Origin of the sequence: Acinetobacter sp. ABJ_C5_2, assembly GCF_044538485.1 — a bacterium.
Taxonomy (GTDB): domain Bacteria; phylum Pseudomonadota; class Gammaproteobacteria; order Pseudomonadales; family Moraxellaceae; genus Acinetobacter; species Acinetobacter nosocomialis_A.
In genome coordinates this window covers 532,679-549,724 of record NZ_JBIUCS010000001.1, presented here as the reverse complement: position 1 = coordinate 549,724, position 17,046 = coordinate 532,679, and the positions used below count along the sequence as shown (strand labels likewise).

13 protein-coding genes are annotated in these 17,046 nt (G+C 40.3%); 8 read left to right on the top strand and 5 right to left on the bottom strand.

All coding sequences use genetic code 11. The annotated features are described in order from the left end of the window. Positions 1 to 152: 152 nt before the first annotated feature. The gene (gene pepN, locus ACH8JV_RS02570) at positions 153 to 2,759 is read right to left on the bottom strand and encodes an aminopeptidase N (protein WP_263613993.1); all 2,607 of its coding nucleotides are present in this window, start codon (positions 2,757 to 2,759) and stop codon (positions 153 to 155) included. Between the two features lie 319 nt (positions 2,760 to 3,078). On the opposite strand from pepN, the gene ACH8JV_RS02565 reads away from it, so the two are divergent. The 3 genes from ACH8JV_RS02565 to thiM all read left to right on the top strand — a co-directional run bounded on the left by ACH8JV_RS02565 (position 3,079) and on the right by thiM (position 5,504). Further along, positions 3,079 to 3,336 (top strand): hypothetical protein, encoded by a 258-nt coding sequence (locus ACH8JV_RS02565; RefSeq protein WP_004700972.1) that lies wholly within the window; start codon positions 3,079 to 3,081, stop codon positions 3,334 to 3,336. Positions 3,337 to 3,487: 151 nt separating this feature from the next. Beyond that, entirely contained in the window at positions 3,488 to 4,645 is a 1,158-nt protein-coding gene (locus tag ACH8JV_RS02560) for a hypothetical protein (protein ID WP_311070547.1), read from the top strand. 31 nt (positions 4,646 to 4,676) lie between these two features. Continuing rightward, a complete protein-coding gene (gene thiM / locus ACH8JV_RS02555; RefSeq protein ID WP_396519564.1) occupies positions 4,677 to 5,504 on the top strand; it encodes a hydroxyethylthiazole kinase in 828 nt (275 codons plus the stop codon). Between the two features lie 28 nt (positions 5,505 to 5,532). Here thiM and ACH8JV_RS02550 read toward each other — a convergent pair whose 3' ends face one another. The 3 genes from ACH8JV_RS02550 to ACH8JV_RS02540 all read right to left on the bottom strand — a co-directional run bounded on the left by ACH8JV_RS02550 (position 5,533) and on the right by ACH8JV_RS02540 (position 8,581). Next, positions 5,533 to 6,384: a GyrI-like domain-containing protein gene (locus ACH8JV_RS02550; protein ID WP_396519594.1), complete on the bottom strand. Its 852-nt coding sequence runs from the start codon at positions 6,382 to 6,384 to the stop codon at positions 5,533 to 5,535. An 81-nt stretch (positions 6,385 to 6,465) separates the two neighbouring features. Beyond that, positions 6,466 to 6,825 (bottom strand): 5-carboxymethyl-2-hydroxymuconate Delta-isomerase, encoded by a 360-nt coding sequence (locus tag ACH8JV_RS02545; protein ID WP_396519562.1) that lies wholly within the window; start codon positions 6,823 to 6,825, stop codon positions 6,466 to 6,468. 43 nt (positions 6,826 to 6,868) lie between these two features. Continuing rightward, positions 6,869 to 8,581: an AAA family ATPase gene (locus tag ACH8JV_RS02540; protein WP_174725196.1), complete on the bottom strand. Its 1,713-nt coding sequence runs from the start codon at positions 8,579 to 8,581 to the stop codon at positions 6,869 to 6,871. 230 nt (positions 8,582 to 8,811) lie between these two features. Here ACH8JV_RS02540 and ACH8JV_RS02535 point away from each other — a divergent pair, with 230 nt between their 5' ends. Beyond that, the gene (locus ACH8JV_RS02535; RefSeq protein WP_396519559.1) at positions 8,812 to 9,984 is read left to right on the top strand and encodes an iron-containing alcohol dehydrogenase; all 1,173 of its coding nucleotides are present in this window, start codon (positions 8,812 to 8,814) and stop codon (positions 9,982 to 9,984) included. A 196-nt stretch (positions 9,985 to 10,180) separates the two neighbouring features. Beyond that, positions 10,181 to 11,149: an alpha/beta hydrolase gene (locus ACH8JV_RS02530; RefSeq protein ID WP_396519558.1), complete on the top strand. Its 969-nt coding sequence runs from the start codon at positions 10,181 to 10,183 to the stop codon at positions 11,147 to 11,149. On the opposite strand, the gene ACH8JV_RS02525 is transcribed toward ACH8JV_RS02530, so the two are convergent. Beyond that, complete coding sequence (locus ACH8JV_RS02525) at positions 11,146 to 12,336, bottom strand: helix-turn-helix domain-containing protein (RefSeq protein WP_005068630.1); 1,191 nt, start codon at positions 12,334 to 12,336, stop codon at positions 11,146 to 11,148. The genes ACH8JV_RS02530 and ACH8JV_RS02525 overlap by 4 nt on opposite strands. 142 nt (positions 12,337 to 12,478) lie before the next feature. Between ACH8JV_RS02525 and ACH8JV_RS02520 the strand changes: the two genes are divergently transcribed. The 3 genes from ACH8JV_RS02520 to ACH8JV_RS02510 all read left to right on the top strand — a co-directional run bounded on the left by ACH8JV_RS02520 (position 12,479) and on the right by ACH8JV_RS02510 (position 17,046). Next, entirely contained in the window at positions 12,479 to 13,990 is a 1,512-nt protein-coding gene (locus tag ACH8JV_RS02520; protein ID WP_078225063.1) for an aldehyde dehydrogenase family protein, read from the top strand. 220 nt (positions 13,991 to 14,210) lie between these two features. After that, complete coding sequence (gene eat, locus ACH8JV_RS02515) at positions 14,211 to 15,647, top strand: ethanolamine permease (RefSeq protein ID WP_396519555.1); 1,437 nt, start codon at positions 14,211 to 14,213, stop codon at positions 15,645 to 15,647. A 13-nt stretch (positions 15,648 to 15,660) separates the two neighbouring features. Continuing rightward, positions 15,661 to 17,046: an ethanolamine ammonia-lyase subunit EutB gene (locus tag ACH8JV_RS02510; protein ID WP_396519553.1), complete on the top strand. Its 1,386-nt coding sequence runs from the start codon at positions 15,661 to 15,663 to the stop codon at positions 17,044 to 17,046.

The window sequence follows — 17,046 nt, the reverse complement described above, 5'->3', positions numbered from 1 at the left end:
ATGCTTCAACTTAAAATTAAATTGATTTATTCTTTAATATATTTAAAAAATACATTTAATATAAATTAATAAAGGACATAATTTAAAGAAATATAAAATAAGGGTAAAAATAAAGGCCTCATACGAGGCCTTTATTAAGTATATTTAAATAATTAAACGCTTAACATACTATTTAAAGTTTCAGAAACGTTTTTAGATTTCACTTTAGGCTGCAATGCCTCTAAAGCTTGTTGTACTTGAGTGCGCTGAGGCTCTGCAAGTGTGTACCAACGTGACAATACCTGTAATAGGCGTGAACCTAAAATCGGGTTCTTCTCATCAAGATATTGTGCAAGATTAATAAAGTGCACTACACCAAAGCCCCAAGTATTTTCAGGGTTATTTGACAAGCCCCCACTTACGGCGCGAATACGGTTTGGCGTCGTGAGGTCATAATCAGGATGTTGAGTGAGATATTCAATCGTCTCAACAGTAGCATTTGGATTTGCTGCCTGAATCATAAACCATTGATCTAAAGACAATGCTTCATCTTTAAAGCGGTCATAGAAATCAGCTAGGGCATCTTGAGCTTGAGGTGCATTTTGCCAAACCAATACACGTAACGCACCTAAACGTTCAGACATATTGCCTGTGTTTTGGTATTGCACATGTGCTAATTCAAATGCAGTTTGGTCGCCCTGACGAGCCATCATCATCAGCATGATATTTTTTAATGCACGTACACCCATCGCTAAAGAAAATTCTTTTTGTTGGTCTGGGTCAAGGGTAAGGTAAGTATCTTTCCAGAAAGAACCTAACTCTTGTGCTAATCGATTCAGCAAGGCCTCACGTTTTACATGAACATCGGCTGGTGCATAGTTCTGATCGATGCGACTACCTAAATAACCTTCACTTGGTACATCAAACAAACGAGATGCTAAAAGTGGATCACGGCCAACTAGTTCAGGCAAAGTGCTCTGAATAGCTTGAATGTACGCATCGGCAGAATGGTCTTCTAACAAAATACGCTCAAGCAAGGTTTGCGTTGCTTGCCACTGGTTAAAGCCATTTGTTTCATGTTGAATTAAGAAAGCTAATTCTGCATCGGTATAGTCAAATACAAGATTTACAGGCGCAGAGAAATTACGGAGTAACGAAACAACTGGCTGTTCAGTCACGCCTGTAAACTCAATGGTTGCCTCGTCTTGATCAAACAAGTACACGCCATCTTTAACATCATTTACGAATAAGCTGTCACTGTGCAATGTATATTGCTCGCCTGTTTTAGCATTAAATAGCGCTAAAGCCACAGGAATCGGAACAGCTTTTAAATTTGGATATTTAGGATGTGCTTTTAGGCTTTGTTTAAAGCTTAAACGGTAAGTTTGTGCTGCTGCATCGTACTCACCTTTTGCTTCAAGCTTTGGTGTACCCGGTTGGTTATACCAAGTTAAAAATGCAGATAAATCGACACCCGAACCTGCTGATAATGCAGCAACCCAGTCTTCTACAGTTACGGCTTGTCCGTCATGACGGCGGAAGTATTCGTCTGTTCCCTTACGGTATTTTTCTTTACCAAGTAAGGTCGACATCATGCGGTTAATTTCCGCACCTTTTTCATAGACTGTCGCTGTATAGAAGTTATTAATTTCTACAAAGTGGTCTGGACGTGGTGGATGCGACAAAGGACCTGCGTCTTCAGGGAACTGGTGTGATTTAAGTACAGCAACGTCATCAATACGTTGAACCGCAGCAGATTGTAAATCTTCCGAGAAAGACTGATCGCGGAATACCGTTAAACCTTCTTTTAAACATAGTTGGAACCAGTCACGGCAAGTAATACGGTTACCTGTCCAGTTATGGAAATATTCATGGGCAATCACCGACTGTACACGCATAATCGCTGCGTCAGTCGTGTATTCTTCATCAGCAAGCACGCATGACGTATTAAAGATATTTAAACCTTTATTTTCCATTGCACCCATGTTGAACTGGCTTACCGCAACAATCATATAGTTGTCGAGGTCATACGCACGGCCGTAGTGTTCTTCATCCCAACGCATTGAATGCTTTAAAGCTTCCATTGCGATATGGCATTTTGGAATGTCTTTCTCAATGGCATAGATTTCTAAAGCAACATCACGTCCTTCAGAAGTCGTATAGCGATCTTTCAGTACAGCTAAGTCACCAATAACACAAGCGAACAAATAGCTTGGCTTTTTAGTTGGGTCTTGCCAAATCGCAAAATGGCGGTTTTCACCCGCTTCACCTGTTTCAAGCAAGTTACCATTAGCAAGTAATACTGGGTATTTTTTGTCTGCTTCTACACGAGTCGTAAAGACTGAAAGTACGTCTGGACGGTCTGGATAGAAGGTAATTTTGCGGAAGCCTTCAGGCTCGTTTTGCGTAACAAACAAATCGCCAGCTTTATATAAACCTTCAAGCTGAGTGTTGGTTTCAGGATGAATAATCACTTGAGTTTGTAAAATGACTTCATCTGGTGCGTTAGTGATCACCAACTGCTCACTATCGAGTGAATATTGTGCAGGAGTAAGCTCTTGACCATTGAGCTGAATAGATTGCAACTCAAGGTCACGGCCTAACAGCACCAAGTCTCCAGCAGTTTGACGCTTCATGACTAAAGTTGAATCAACAATTGTTTTATCGTCATAGACTTGAATATCAAGATTAATGGATTCAACCAAGAACGAAGGTTTTTGATAATCTTTTAAATAAACTGTTTGATCTGCCTGAACTGGAGGCTGTGCCGCAATATTCATCTTTATTCCTTATATACTTTTCGGAAACCGTAGTACGAATTTTATGAACTTGATCATACACATTCATACATACTGTGTTTGTTTACCTTTATAAAATTAATGGGACTTCATTTATACATTTCAAATTAGAATTTGGTTTTATTAGCACAGATTAGACCAAAATTACGATAATCGTTGTTTATATAATCAATCTATACAATAAAAATAAAACTCCTTTCGCTTTTAACATTTTTTAGGAGCTGCTTACATTTTGGGCATGGTTCTTGCCTTAACTAATATACCAGTATAAGTATTTCAATTAGAACAAGAGGTAGCCGCTATGGAATTAAAAACTTATTTACATCGCTTAGAAAATATTAAAGCTATTCATGATCTAGACGCAGCAGGACTCGACCATCATGTGATTGCCGTGTTTTTAACTGCCGAAGGTATTTCAATGACTGCTCAGGAGGTGACCACTATCGTTAATACTTATGACGCATTAGGTAAAGTGAAATTACCAAGCAAAAAAGTACAGGCGCTTATCAATGCTAAAAAACTTGGACAACATGATGAGAGCTTGCCGTGCCCTGTTTAATCTTAACTTTTAACCCCTTATAAAAACCTAAAATCAAAATAAAGATTTTAGGTTTTCTATTTTTGCACCAAACAAAAAGACAATCTCAGCTATCGGCAATGCGGCTGTGTATAATAGGTCAATCATGATTGATTTAAGTGTTCGGAGCGAAATGGCCTTACAAATTCTACAGAAACAGCTAGATGAAAGTAGCCATTGCCCACTCTGCCAAGCTTCAATGTACTGGGTAGATGCCGAACAATTTGAGCAAGACATTCAGTTTCATGAATGCAGTCATTGCCAGCACCGTGTATTTAAAGACACAAAAATGACGTGCCATTGTGACCAATGCACTAAACAAAGAAAAAAGCTTTTACAGCAAACCCGCCTACAAGAACAACGCCAGTTTAAGTCAAAAGACCAACCTCAGCGCAGTTTGGAGCAACTGAGTTTTTTAAATAAACTTTTTCTGCTTAGCCTGCTTGATGACTATGCACGTGACGATGTTGCGCATGACGAATACATTCACTGGGATCAAATAAAATATCAACCTATTACACCCAACTGGATGTTCCAAAACCATCTCATTAAACAGCTTCATAAAGATGGGATTTTAAATGCACAGGATCAATCTGACGAACCACAGTGCTTTTATTTAAACATTCGTTTAGATGGTTATAGTGACCCAAGCTTATTTAGTGTAGCCCAGCAATTACGCCACTGGTTTTATGAAAACTTAAGTCTTGGTATTCCGTTCCGTAGTGCCGATGAAGTGAAAGATGTCTTGTTTCAGGTGCTCTATCAAGAAATTATCCAGTTTATGCAGTTCTACTGCCGAACATGGGGTATTCAAATTGCTGGTAGCTCTAACTTTCAAACTTTTTGCTATCGTTTAATGGACTCATTGGCCATTGGTCAAATTTATTATTTGATTCAAACCGCGCTTGAATATCTTTATAAGCAAAAAGCTCTACAGCCACGTAATGAAAAGTTTATTAATACTAATTTATTAAAGAAAACTTTAGAGCAATATCGGGAAAGAGCTTTGGCAGAAAAGTGGGAAACTTCGATGTTGCCACGCCCTTACAATATTCCTTACAGTAAAATGAGCCACATTTTGTTTAACCGCTTTTTAGGTTATGACGAGCAAATTTTTGTACAACCTGTATGGAAAGCATGGCGGAAAATTGAACCTCGGTTAAACTTTTACTCAGTTAAACGTTGTATGCATTGTGGTTCAAATGATTTAAGTGTTGATTATGATGCAGCAGATTATGTTTCTTTGATTTGCGAAAGATGTAAGCATCAAGACCACTATTTTACCCGTTAAATGTTATCTCTGGCTTAATAAGGATAATCAGATGACTTCAACATCAAACCTCATTGAACAGGTGATTGAAGCTTGGCAAAACATGCAGGCAAAAGCGCCTCTTGTACAATGCATCACCAATATTGTTGCAGCCAACTATACAGCCAATGTATTACTGGCTTCCGGTGCTTCACCTGCGATGATTGATAATCCTTATGAAGCAGAAAGCTTTACCAAGATCTCATCAGCTTTAAGCATTAATTTGGGGACACCTACTTCAGAACAAATGCAAGCCATGCAAATCTCTGCCAAAACAGCACAGCTTAACAATATTCCTTGGGTACTTGATCCAGTCGGTTATGGACCAATATTAGCTTGGCGCAGTCAAATGACAGACGAGCTTTTACAGTTCAAGCCAAGCGTTATTCGTGGTAATGCCTCAGAAATCAGTACGCTTGCAGGCAATCAGGTTCAATCAAAAGGTGTAGACAGTACTTTAAGTAGCAACCAAGCCTATCAACAAGCTTTTTCTCTCTTAACACATGCAAGCTGTATCGCTATTTCTGGCGAGTCAGACTATATCTTGTCTCATGAAATAGATGAAGTGATTCAAGTAAACGGCGGAAGTCCTTTACAACCAAAAATTACTGCAACAGGCTGTGCTTTAGGTGCGTTAATTGCAGCATATAGCGCTGTGACAACACCAACTATTGCTGCTCTTTCAGCTCATGTACATTTTGCAATTGCAGGTAAACTTGCAGCAAATCAGGCACAAACTATGGGAAGCTTTAGTAGCATCTTTATGGATTATATCCATATGTTAGATGACAACCTGATTGAACAATATGCAGATATCAAACTTTTAAACATACAGGCATAACCTAAGCTATGCCTGTATCACCCTAGACTCACTTTAAAAGTAAGTAAATGTCGGTAACAAGGTCGCACTCGTTCACTTCGTGCACAAAGTTGTGATAGTGAAAGAAAACCGGATAATCCCCTGCTTCTTCTGGTTGCTCAGGTAACCAGTTTCTAAAGATGTAATAGACGCTATCTTTAATCTGTTCATGGCTACCCAAATGTCTTACGGTTGCATAGCGCCCCGCAGGAATTTCACCTGTCTGTACGCCGTAACGATTTTCAGGTACATCTTTTTCAATTGAACCTGCTATATCAAACCGAAATTCGTCTGCTGGTGTCTGATCGGGGTCAGCAAACGGAATACCATAAGTTCTAGACTTGGTTACAGGCGATAAGCCAGTTTCTTTACGCCAAGCAATAAACTGCGCAGCCGTTTCCAAGACTTTATCGGGACTTCCTAAATGCGATAGATAGGCAATCTTTTCAGCAGGACGCTCAACAATATTTACATTCATTTTTAGCTCACTTTTTGGAAGTGTAAAAACAAACTTCTGGTGCCAAGATTCCCAGTCTGGTTTATCTCTAAAAGCCCGAGGAGTTTGATCAAATGAACGCTTAAATGCACGAGTAAATGCCTCTGGACTATCAAACCCTGCTTGCAATGCAATCTCAATAATCTTGAGATCGGGTTCAAAAGCCAATTGAAAAGAGGCTCGCTTCAAACGAGAAAGTTGAATAAATTTCATCACATTTAGGCCAATATGAATGGCAAAAATACGATGAAAATGAAACTTAGATAAGGCCGCAATCTGGCTCAATCGATCAACATCTAAATCTTCATCTAAATGTCTTTGAATATAGTCGCAAACCAGTTGCAGCTTTTGTGTATATACAGCCATACATTCATGTCTGTTCATTCGATAGCACTACTTTTACATAGTGCTGATCTCTATTCTTGATCGAAATTGCGCTTTTTATAGTTATACAACTTGCTTAAAATAATCTTCTCTTGGCATGTCGACAAGCTCAACGCACAATTGAATTTCTTTATTAAACTCTTGTTGTAAATATTTTTTGTTGCTAAGTGCCGCTAATAACTGCTCACCCATAAGCTGTTTTTGTTCAGCCGTTCTTCCAGACAAAATATAGACCTTTGCATGAATATAAGCTTGATCAGCCCCTAAGCCAATGAGGAAAACATCATCTTTACGCGCACGGCTTTTAATGTCTTCTGGACTAAATAACTCTGTCTCAATCAGTGTGCTATTAATTTCTTCAAGTAATTGTTTTGCGTTCAATCCAGTTAAATTTTCTGAATAATCGACTACTACGTGCGGCATAGCCACCTCAATTTATGTAATAAGTAATTAAGCCAATTAAACTTTATTCAATAAATAATAAAGCTAATCGAACCTGATCATATCCCATTCGAGGACTGGTTGCTTCAACAATTGGTCTTAGTTTGATCGAACCATCATCAGAAAAATGATCTGGATTTTGACGTTTTTTCAATTTTTTATAAATTTTACGGACTTCTTCGACCACTTCTTCACCCGGATGGGCAACCGAAATATCCAGCTTTTGTTCTTTATGAAGTCGAGCCAAGTGATTAATAATCGTTGCTGGCGTCAGACCACGTTCATGCGCGATATCTTCAATCTCGTAGCCTTCTTCAAACAAGGCACGTGTCTCGTCTAAAGTTGCCGTAGCATAATTTTGCTTGCCACCTTTTGCGAGTTTCTTCTCATTACGAGAAATCTCGGTTTCATTTAAAGTGCCGCCACAGTGACGAATAAAGGCTTTATGCTGAGCAGTTAAATCTACATCTGCAAAGTTGTCTTCGGCCTCTTTTGAAAGTTCTTGGAAACGACGATCCGCTTTTACAGCTAAACTATCTAACTCTAAAGCTTGCTCGTTAATCCCTAATAGCTTTAACCCAGTTAAAGATTTTAAGCGCGACAATGCAACATAACCCTGACCTTTTTCAAAGGTATTCATCAGGTTAATTTCAGCGGCTTCTAAAGTCATCCCTTGGCTTTTATGAATGGTAATCGCCCAAGCCAAACGAAGCGGAATTTGCTGAAAACTTGCAATCACTTTGCCTGCTTCATTTTCAACGGACCAAGTTTCAGGAGCAACCAGCAAAGTCGTGCCATCAGTCAGTTTTACTTTCGGCAATAAGCCATTTTCGTCATCTTCTTCAAAGCCGATGACTTCACCTAGACTTCCGTTGATATAGCCCATATCAAAGTTGTTTTTGACAAACATGACTTTCGCATGCTTTTTAAGAGTTAGTTCTTCTGGTGCACGAACTGAAGATTTTAAAGTTTCTAGTAGTTTTTCATTACCATCTAAAACAGCATTAAATTGATGCCCTTCGTTATCAATTTCATTTAAATGCTGATAATTGATATTGTCGACATCCATATTGTGCGTATAAAGACGAGTAAAGGTTTCGCCAATATCATGCGAGCGTGATTGTCGCAGTGCTTGCAAATGATCTGCTTGAATATTTTGCGCACGAATAGCATTTAAAATCTGGTTAAGAATTTCATCGTCTTGACGGTGTTGTTCTGTTAAATAACATACGCGGAATTTGGCTTCGACCCATGCATCTGACATAAAGCAGAACTTGTCACGGTTGGCTTCACCGTTACGTCCTACAGGCGGCAACTGGAAGAAATCTCCAGCCACAATGACTTGAATACCGCCAAAAGCTTCATCACTTTCTTTAAAATATTTTAGAACCTGATTGACCAGATTAAGCTGCTTTGCATGCAACATTGAGATTTCATCGATGACAAGAACTTGCGCATTTTCAAGGTGTTCCTTGAGGTATTTACGCTCTTTCATACGTTTTAGGTCGTCATCAGTTAACTGATCTTTAATACCGATGCCCGCCCACGTATGAATGGTCATACCATTCATATGCGTTGCCGCAATACCTGTAGACGCTGTAATAGCTACCGGCACTTTACGTGCTTTTAGGTATTGGATGTACTGATTAAGTGTATAGGTTTTCCCTGCACCAGCCGAACCGGTTAAAAAAACATTTTCACCTGCTTTGAGCAGTTTAAGCGCAGTTTCCTGTTTCATAATCTCATATGTACATCTTCAACAGCCCATAGCTTAACGATTTTCCCGAAAAAATTAAATGAATGTGCCAAATTTTATATAAAGTCATTAAAAATCAATAATTAAATCCTAAGTGATATTTGGTAGGTTTTTGGTAGGTAGGAAAATAATCTTCAGATCACAATACTAAGCCCATGGTGAGGCTCACCTGTAATAACAAACAATGGATTTATGGAAGAAGGAATCACTCCATGGCTTTTAAAAATATTGCAGATCAAACAAACGGTTTTTATATTCCTTGCGTATCACTCTTTGGACCAGGATGTGCCAAAGAAATTGGTACGAAGGCGCAAAACCTCGGCGCAAAAAAAGCATTAATTGTGACCGATGAAGGCTTATTTAAATTTGGCGTTGCAGACCTTATCGCAAACTATTTAACTGAAGCAGGCGTTGCGAGCCATATTTTCCCGGGTGCAGAACCTAACCCAACCGATATTAATGTTCATAACGGTGTAAATGCCTATAACGAAAATGGCTGTGACTTTATTGTTTCTCTAGGTGGCGGATCATCTCATGACTGTGCAAAAGGGATTGGCCTAGTTACTGCTGGTGGTGGTCATATTCGTGACTACGAAGGTATTGATAAAAGCAAAGTGCCAATGACACCACTGATTGCAGTGAACACAACAGCTGGTACTGCATCTGAAATGACCCGTTTCTGTATTATTACCAATACAGACACTCACGTAAAAATGGCGATTGTTGACTGGCGTTGTACCCCACTCATTGCCATTGATGACCCTAAACTCATGATCGCAAAACCGGCTGGTTTAACCGCTGCAACAGGTATGGATGCATTAACCCATGCAGTTGAAGCATATGTTTCTACGGCGGCAAACCCAATTACTGATGCGTGTGCAGAAAAAGCCATCACCATGATTAGCCAATGGCTCCAACCTGCTGTCGCAAATGGTGAAAACATTGAAGCGCGTGATGCGATGAGCTATGCACAGTACTTGGCTGGTATGGCATTTAACAACGCATCTTTAGGTTATGTTCATGCAATGGCTCACCAGTTGGGTGGTTTCTACAACCTACCTCACGGCGTGTGTAATGCCATCTTGTTACCACACGTATGCGAATTTAACTTAATTGCTTGCCCAGATCGCTATGCAAAAATCGCTGAGTTAATGGGTGTAAATACTCAAGGGCTGACTCTAACAGAAGCTGCATATGCTGCAATTGACGCCATTCGTAAACTGTCTGCATCGATTGGTATCCCATCGGGCTTAACCGAACTTGGCGTAAAAACCGAAGACCTTGCAGTGATGGCAGATAATGCTCAAAAAGATGCGTGTATGTTAACCAACCCTCGTAAAGCAAATCATGCACAAGTTGTGGAGATTTTTAAAGCGGCACTCTAATACGAGCCTGATGGTATGTTCCTGTAGTAAGTCAAATCCCTCCGACCGTTGACTTACTTTTTTGGGGAATACTTAGCTCCAGCGGTATTCCCTTTTTTTTAGAACCTATACTCCAACCTTTTCCAAACCTAATTGACAATTCTCCCATTTCATTGAAGGATACTCAGCATGTCTTAATTACAATAGCTCGATAAAAATGAATACATCTTTAGCTAATCAAACTTATGTCCCAGATATTTTAGGTGCTGGCTACGAACAGCTTACACTCAACTTTCCTAATGATTACGAAGGAAAAGTTGTAGCTACCTTAGTGCGTAAAAAGGCAGCTCAATCGACTCAAAAAGCCGTGCTGTATATTCATGGTTTTTTAGATTATTTCTTTCAAACCGAAATGGCTGAACAATTCAATGCACATGGTTATGACTTCTATGCCTTGGATTTAAGAAAATACGGCCGTTCAAAGCTGCCTCATCAAATTTTCTATAATGTGCTTGATTTAAATGAATACGATGCTGAAATTACTCAAGCATTAGAGATTATTGGCAAAGAACAACACACCCAAGTCTTGCTTGCAGGACATTCGACTGGCGGTTTGACAGCAACGCTTTATGCTGCCCATAACCCAAACCACCCTCTGATTAAAGGACTTTGGGCAAACAGCCCGTTTTACGATTTTAATTTAAGCTTGGTCGAGAAAAAATTTGGTATTCCAGTACTCAGTCGAGTAGGAAAATATCTGCCAAAAGTTAAATTCCCAAGTCAATTAAACAAGTGGTACACCGCGAGCCTTCACAAACAGCTCAAGGGCGAATGGGACTTTAATCTGGACTGGAAACCGACCTCTGCCCCTACAGTTCAACTCAGCTTTGTACATGCGATTCATACAGCACAAAAAGAGATACATCGCGGGGTTAAACTCAATGTTCCCGCGCTGATTATGCATTCTCATCAGACTAAAAACCCTAAAAAATGGGGGCCAGATGCGACTCAAAGCGATGTAATTTTAGACGTTAAAGACATTGAAAAATTTGGTAAAAAAATCAAAGGCGATGTCGCTGTTGTCTCTATTCATAATGGGTTGCATGATTTGGTCCTTTCGGCCCAGCCAGTACGAGAACAAGCCTATCAACAATTGTTTCAGTGGCTGGATCAAAAAATTACTTAACTCAGCTTAGGTGAGTCAAGGTATTTCACTAGTAGTTGATGCGCAGGATGTTCACTCGGTAAGAGTTCCATCAGACGTTCTACCGCATCAATTGCTTCAGGAAAATGAGCTAAATGCTTGAGTAATAAATCTGTTTCTTGGGTTTTAAAAATGGCATCGCTTAAACGTGATTCAAGGCAGTCACGCCATGCACATAAAAACGGACTTTCCGTTTTTGCTAGAAATACACCTGTGTAAAGCTGCAAAGCCGAGGCTGCATATCCCGCATCGAGCGCTTGTTCAGCTTGTAAAAAATCAGCTTCAACATGAACCAGCAAACGATATGGACGTGAACCAAGTAAACCACCCAAAATATCTCGTAGTTGAGACATTTCAGCTTTAAGCGTACCCATACTGACTTTACGTTCGCCATAAAGTGCCTGATAAAGATGCTCTAAGGTTAAACCATGTGGACATAATGCCAATATGGTTAAAATTTCAATTTGACGCGGTGTTAATAGCAAGCTTTTGCCGTTAAATTTAACTTGCGGCGTCGAAAATGCACGGATATGTAATTGCTGGCGCTGCTGCTCTAGCAAAGCAGATTGAATAATTGATGCACAACGTTCAGCAGCCAGAATTCCTAAACTATTATGGTTCTTCCATGTAGTTGATAAATCAACGACACCAAGAGTTTGTTTCGAGTATGGATCGATAATCGGCGCGGCATAACACACCCAATCATGAATCGATTCCATATAATGTTCATTTGAAAAAACACAGCTTGATTGTTGAGTTTTTAAGGATAAAGCCAAGGCATTTGTGCCTACAAATTCTTCACGCCACTGCCCACCTTGTACAAAATGTACACGTTCAGCAGCACTTTGCATTTGAGCACTTGGTGCCGTCCAGATAATCGTACTGCCGATATCACCGACAGCAATCACCATTGAAGACTGTTCTGCAATATGTCGTAAGTCATCGGCACATTGGCTTAAAGCCATATCTAAGGCATTTTGTGAAGCAGTTTTTTTCTCGACTAATGGAGCCGCAAAACGTTCTTTAGGAATCGCAGCAGAAGCTGATCGTTCCCACGAGCTTGCAATACTTTGGCCGAGTTTGGCAGCGTTTTGAGGAGAGAGACTATTTTGCGTGCGCAGTTGATCAATCAACGTCCGTTGCTGCAATAAATCCTTTTTTGTGAACATTTGTAAATTCCTTATATATCCACATTTCTATTCCAACCTTTCTCCAACCTTCTTCTTTATATCCTAATTATACAAAGTACGAAAGTACCTACTGACAGGGTTCTTGTTAGTCTTTAGTCCTAAAAAGCAAAGGAATATTTATATGCGCTATATCGATCCAAATCAACCAGGCTCAAAAGTTCAATTTAAATCACAATACGAAAATTTTATTGGCGGTGAATGGGTCGCACCTGTAAAGGGTGCGTATTTTGACAATGTATCTCCCGTTGACGGAAAAGCCTTTACACGTATTCCACGCTCTAGTGCCGAAGATATTGAGCTCGCGCTAGATGCAGCGCACAAAGCCAAAGTAACATGGAATAAAGCATCTCCAACGGTACGCTCAAATATACTTTTAAAAATTGCCGATCGTTTAGAAGCAAATCTTGAAATGCTTGCGGTTGCAGAAACTTGGGATAACGGTAAAGCAGTCCGTGAAACTTTAGCAGCTGACCTTCCGCTTGCGATTGACCATTTCCGTTATTTCGCTGGATGTATTCGTGCTCAAGAAGGCGGCATCTCTGAAATTGATGAAGATACCATTGCGTATCATTTCCACGAACCACTCGGTGTAGTTGGTCAAATCATTCCATGGAACTTCCCGATTTTGATGGCGGCATGGAAACTTGCACCTGCTTTAGCTGCTGGTAACTGTGTTGTGATTAAGCCAGCTGAGCAAACGCCAGTGGGTATTTTGTTGGTGGCTGAATTGATCCAAGACATTTTACCACCGGGTGTACTTAATATTGTTAATGGTTTCGGTTCAGAAGTTGGCCGCCCGTTAGCGACAAACCCACGTATTGCAAAAATCGCGTTCACAGGTTCAACTCAAACTGGACAAATGGTGATGCAATATGCGACTGAAAATATTATTCCAGTTACCTTAGAACTTGGCGGTAAGTCACCAAACCTTTTCTTTGAAGATATCATGGATAAAGAAGATGACTTCTTAGAAAAAACGCTTGAAGGTTTCGCTATGTTTGCCTTAAACCAAGGTGAAGTATGTACTTGCCCTTCTCGTGCTTTAGTACAAGAAAGCATTGCTGATCAGTTCTTAGAGATGGCTGTCGAGCGTGTAAAACGTATTAAAACTGGTCATCCACTTGATACTGAAACGATGATTGGTGCTCAAGCATCTCTACAACAGCAAGAGAAAATCTTGCGTTGCATTAACACTGGTCGTGAAGAAGGTGCAGAACTCTTACTTGGCGGTAGCGGCCGTAAAGAAGTAGGCGATGGTTACTATGTTGATCCAACTATTTTTAAAGGCCACAACGGCATGCAAGTTTTCCAAGAAGAAATTTTTGGACCAGTACTTGCTGTGACAACGTTCAAAGACTTTGACGATGCAATTAAAATTGCCAATGACACCATGTATGGTTTAGGTGCAGGTGTTTGGTCACGTTCAGCTCACATTTCTTATCGTGCTGGTCGTGCTATAGAGGCGGGCCGTGTCTGGACAAACTGCTATAACATTTACCCTGCACATGCTGCATTTGGTGGTTACAAGAAGTCTGGTATTGGTCGCGAAAACCATAAGATGATGCTAGATCATTATCAACAAACCAAAAACCTGTTGGTGAGTTATTCAACTAAACCTATGGGCTTCTTCTAAGTTTCGCACCAAGTTGATACCAAATTATCAACATTAGAAAGAAGTAAGATCATTAATTGTATAAGAAGCCAGTAATTTAGATTGCTGGCTTCTTTATTTATGATTGCTAAGCTTGAATTTTTATCATTTAGAATAAAAAAGTGCCATCTACTCTCTGAAGTGCTTCATTTAGGCATTGCTTTTGCATTGATTCATACAAACCCACTCGCAGGAGTATTGTATGAATCAACCAGAAACAGCTTCCGTCATTTCTTCAAGCACAGAAGTCTCATCAGCAGAATATTTTGCTCAGCGTCAACTCAAACAAGGTACGGTTGGTTGGTTACTCCTGATTGGTTTAGGCGTAGCTTATGTGATCTCAGGTGATTTTGCCGGTTGGAACTTTGGTATTGCTCAAGGTGGTTGGGGTGGGATGTTTATTGCCACTGCCCTCGCCGCCTTGATGTACCTATGTCTATGTCTTTCTATGTCAGAAATGTCCACCATGATGCCGACGGCAGGTGGCGGTTATAGTTTTGCACGTGCTGCTTTTGGTCCTTTTGGCGGCTATTTAACAGGAACAGCTATTTTAATTGAATACGCGATTGCTCCTGCGGCGATTGCCGTATTTATTGGCGGTTATTGCGAATCTTTATTTGGCATTAATGGCTGGATGATTTACCTTGCCTGCTACGCTATTTTTATGGGCATACATCTGAAAGGTGCTGGTGAAGCCTTAAAAATCATGTTTGCCATTACGCTTGTCGCAGCAGTTGCTCTGGTTGTGTTTATTGTCGCAATGGTTCCACATTTTAATACACAAAACCTGTTCGATATTCCTGTTGGCACAGCAGCTGGCGCAAGTCGTTTTCTACCTCATGGCTATTTAGGCATTTGGGCCGCAGTTCCCTTTGCAATCTGGTTTTTCCTTGCAGTTGAAGGTGTGCCATTAGCCGCCGAAGAAGCAAAAGATCCAGCAAAATCTCTCCCACGCGGTTTAATCGGTGCAATGCTCATCTTAACGGCGTTTGCCATGCTCATTTTATTCTTGGGTGCGGGCGCAGCTGGTGCAAGTACTTTGCAAAACTCAGGCGCTCCCCTCGTCGATGCTCTGGTTAAAGTTTATGGTACCAATACTTGGCTTGCGACTTTTGTTAACTTTGTTGGTTTAGCAGGTTTAATCGCGAGTTTCTTTTCAATTATCTATGCCTATTCACGTCAAATTTTCGCACTCTCTCGTGCTGGCTACTTACCTACTTCACTCTCTTTAACCAATAAAAATAAAGCGCCTTATCTCGCAATTATTATTCCAGGCATTATTGGGTTCTTGCTTTCACTGACCAAAGAAGGTGATTCACTGATTTTAATCGCGGTTTTTGGTGCCACCATTTCCTATGTGTTGATTCTTTTATCCCACATCAAACTACGCCTATCTAAACCCGACATGCCTCGTCCTTATAAAACTCCTGGAGGAATCGTTACTTCAAGTATTGCCTTAGTTCTAGCAGTCGCTGCTGTAGTTGCGGGCTTTGTTGTTAATCCAAAAGTTTGGTTTATTGCTGCCGCTATTTATGTCGTATTTATTGCTTACTTTTTACTCTATAGCCGTTATCATTTAGTTAAAGGCACACCAGAAGAAGAGTTTGCAAATATTAAAGCCGCAGAACAAGAACTATAAAAAGGATGTAACTATGAGTTATCGCAATATTATCGCCAATCAACAGTATCACTTTGCTGACTTGAAGACCTTGATGGCAAAAGCAACGCCGTTACGTTCTGGCGATGAATTAGCAGGTGTAGCGGCCAGAGATGCAACCGAACATGTTGCGGCACAAATGACTTTGGCCGATGTACCACTTAAAACTTTTTTGAATGAGGTTGTGGTCGATTACGAAACTGATGAAATTACACGACTAATTATTGATGAACATGATCTGGCAGCTTTTGCCCCTATTTCACACTTTACAGTAGGCGATTTTCGAAATTGGTTACTTGGAGAAGAAGCCACTGCTCAAAGTTTAAAAGCATTAGCATCAGGTTTAACTCCAGAAATGGTGGCTGCTGTCAGCAAAATTATGCGCAATCAAGATTTAATTTATGTCGCCAGCAAATGTGAAGTAATCACCCAATTTCGCAACACGATTGGTTTAAAAGGTCATCTTTCTACCCGTTTACAACCGAACCACCCCACCGATGATGTGCTCGGTATTTCTGCCAGTATTTTAGATGGTTTGATGTATGGCAATGGCGATGCCGTGATTGGCATTAACCCTGCCACTGATAATCTTCATAATTTATCAGAACTACTGAAACTACTTGACCATGTCATTCAGGAATATCAAATTCCGACGCAATCTTGTGTACTTACCCATATCAGCTCAGGCATTCAACTAGCTGAAAAAAATGTGCCAATTGATTTAATGTTTCAATCAATCGCTGGTACACAGCTGGCTAATGAAGGTTTTGGAATATCTCTCGATTTACTACAAGAAGGATATGAAGCCACACTCGCACTCAAGCGTGGAACCATTGGACAAAACGTCATGTACTTTGAAACGGGTCAAGGCAGTGCCTTATCCAGCAATGCACATCACGGCGTCGATCAGCAAACATTAGAAACACGTGCTTATGCAGTGGCCCGTAAATACAATCCGCTTTTAGTGAATACAGTCGTTGGCTTTATTGGTCCCGAATATCTTTTTAACGGTAAACAAATTATACGTGCGGGACTAGAAGATCACTTCTGCGGCAAGTTACTTGGAGTACCAATGGGCTGCGACATTTGCTATACCAACCATGCAGATGCCGACCAAAACGATATGGATGTTCTCCTTACTTTATTTGGTACTGCGGGCATTAATTTTATTATGGGAATTCCGGGTTCAGACGATGTCATGCTCAATTATCAAACGACCTCGTTCCATGACGCCCTCTATTTAAGACAACTCCTCGGTTTAAAACCGGCCCCAGAGTTTTCAGCTTGGCTTGAACAGCAAGGTATTTTTAAACAGCAAAACTCTCAAATTTGTTGGGCAGACCACATGCCTGACCAATTCTCTCGTCTGCTCATGAACTAG

Excerpts from the sequence above, each read along its gene's own strand:
- ACH8JV_RS02520 (WP_078225063.1), top strand. The coding sequence starts at position 12,479 with ATGCGCTATATCGATCCAAATCAACCAGGCTCAAAAGTTCAATTTAAA.
- pepN (WP_263613993.1), bottom strand. The coding sequence starts at position 2,759 with ATGAATATTGCGGCACAGCCTCCAGTTCAGGCAGATCAAACAGTTTAT.
- thiM (WP_396519564.1), top strand. The coding sequence starts at position 4,677 with ATGACTTCAACATCAAACCTCATTGAACAGGTGATTGAAGCTTGGCAA.
- ACH8JV_RS02535 (WP_396519559.1), top strand. The coding sequence starts at position 8,812 with ATGGCTTTTAAAAATATTGCAGATCAAACAAACGGTTTTTATATTCCT.
- ACH8JV_RS02565 (WP_004700972.1), top strand. The coding sequence starts at position 3,079 with ATGGAATTAAAAACTTATTTACATCGCTTAGAAAATATTAAAGCTATT.
- ACH8JV_RS02550 (WP_396519594.1), bottom strand. The coding sequence starts at position 6,384 with ATGGCTGTATATACACAAAAGCTGCAACTGGTTTGCGACTATATTCAA.
- ACH8JV_RS02560 (WP_311070547.1), top strand. The coding sequence starts at position 3,488 with ATGGCCTTACAAATTCTACAGAAACAGCTAGATGAAAGTAGCCATTGC.
- eat (WP_396519555.1), top strand. The coding sequence starts at position 14,211 with ATGAATCAACCAGAAACAGCTTCCGTCATTTCTTCAAGCACAGAAGTC.
- ACH8JV_RS02545 (WP_396519562.1), bottom strand. The coding sequence starts at position 6,825 with ATGCCGCACGTAGTAGTCGATTATTCAGAAAATTTAACTGGATTGAAC.
- ACH8JV_RS02525 (WP_005068630.1), bottom strand. The coding sequence starts at position 12,336 with ATGTTCACAAAAAAGGATTTATTGCAGCAACGGACGTTGATTGATCAA.
- ACH8JV_RS02530 (WP_396519558.1), top strand. The coding sequence starts at position 10,181 with ATGAATACATCTTTAGCTAATCAAACTTATGTCCCAGATATTTTAGGT.
- ACH8JV_RS02510 (WP_396519553.1), top strand. The coding sequence starts at position 15,661 with ATGAGTTATCGCAATATTATCGCCAATCAACAGTATCACTTTGCTGAC.
- ACH8JV_RS02540 (WP_174725196.1), bottom strand. The coding sequence starts at position 8,581 with ATGAAACAGGAAACTGCGCTTAAACTGCTCAAAGCAGGTGAAAATGTT.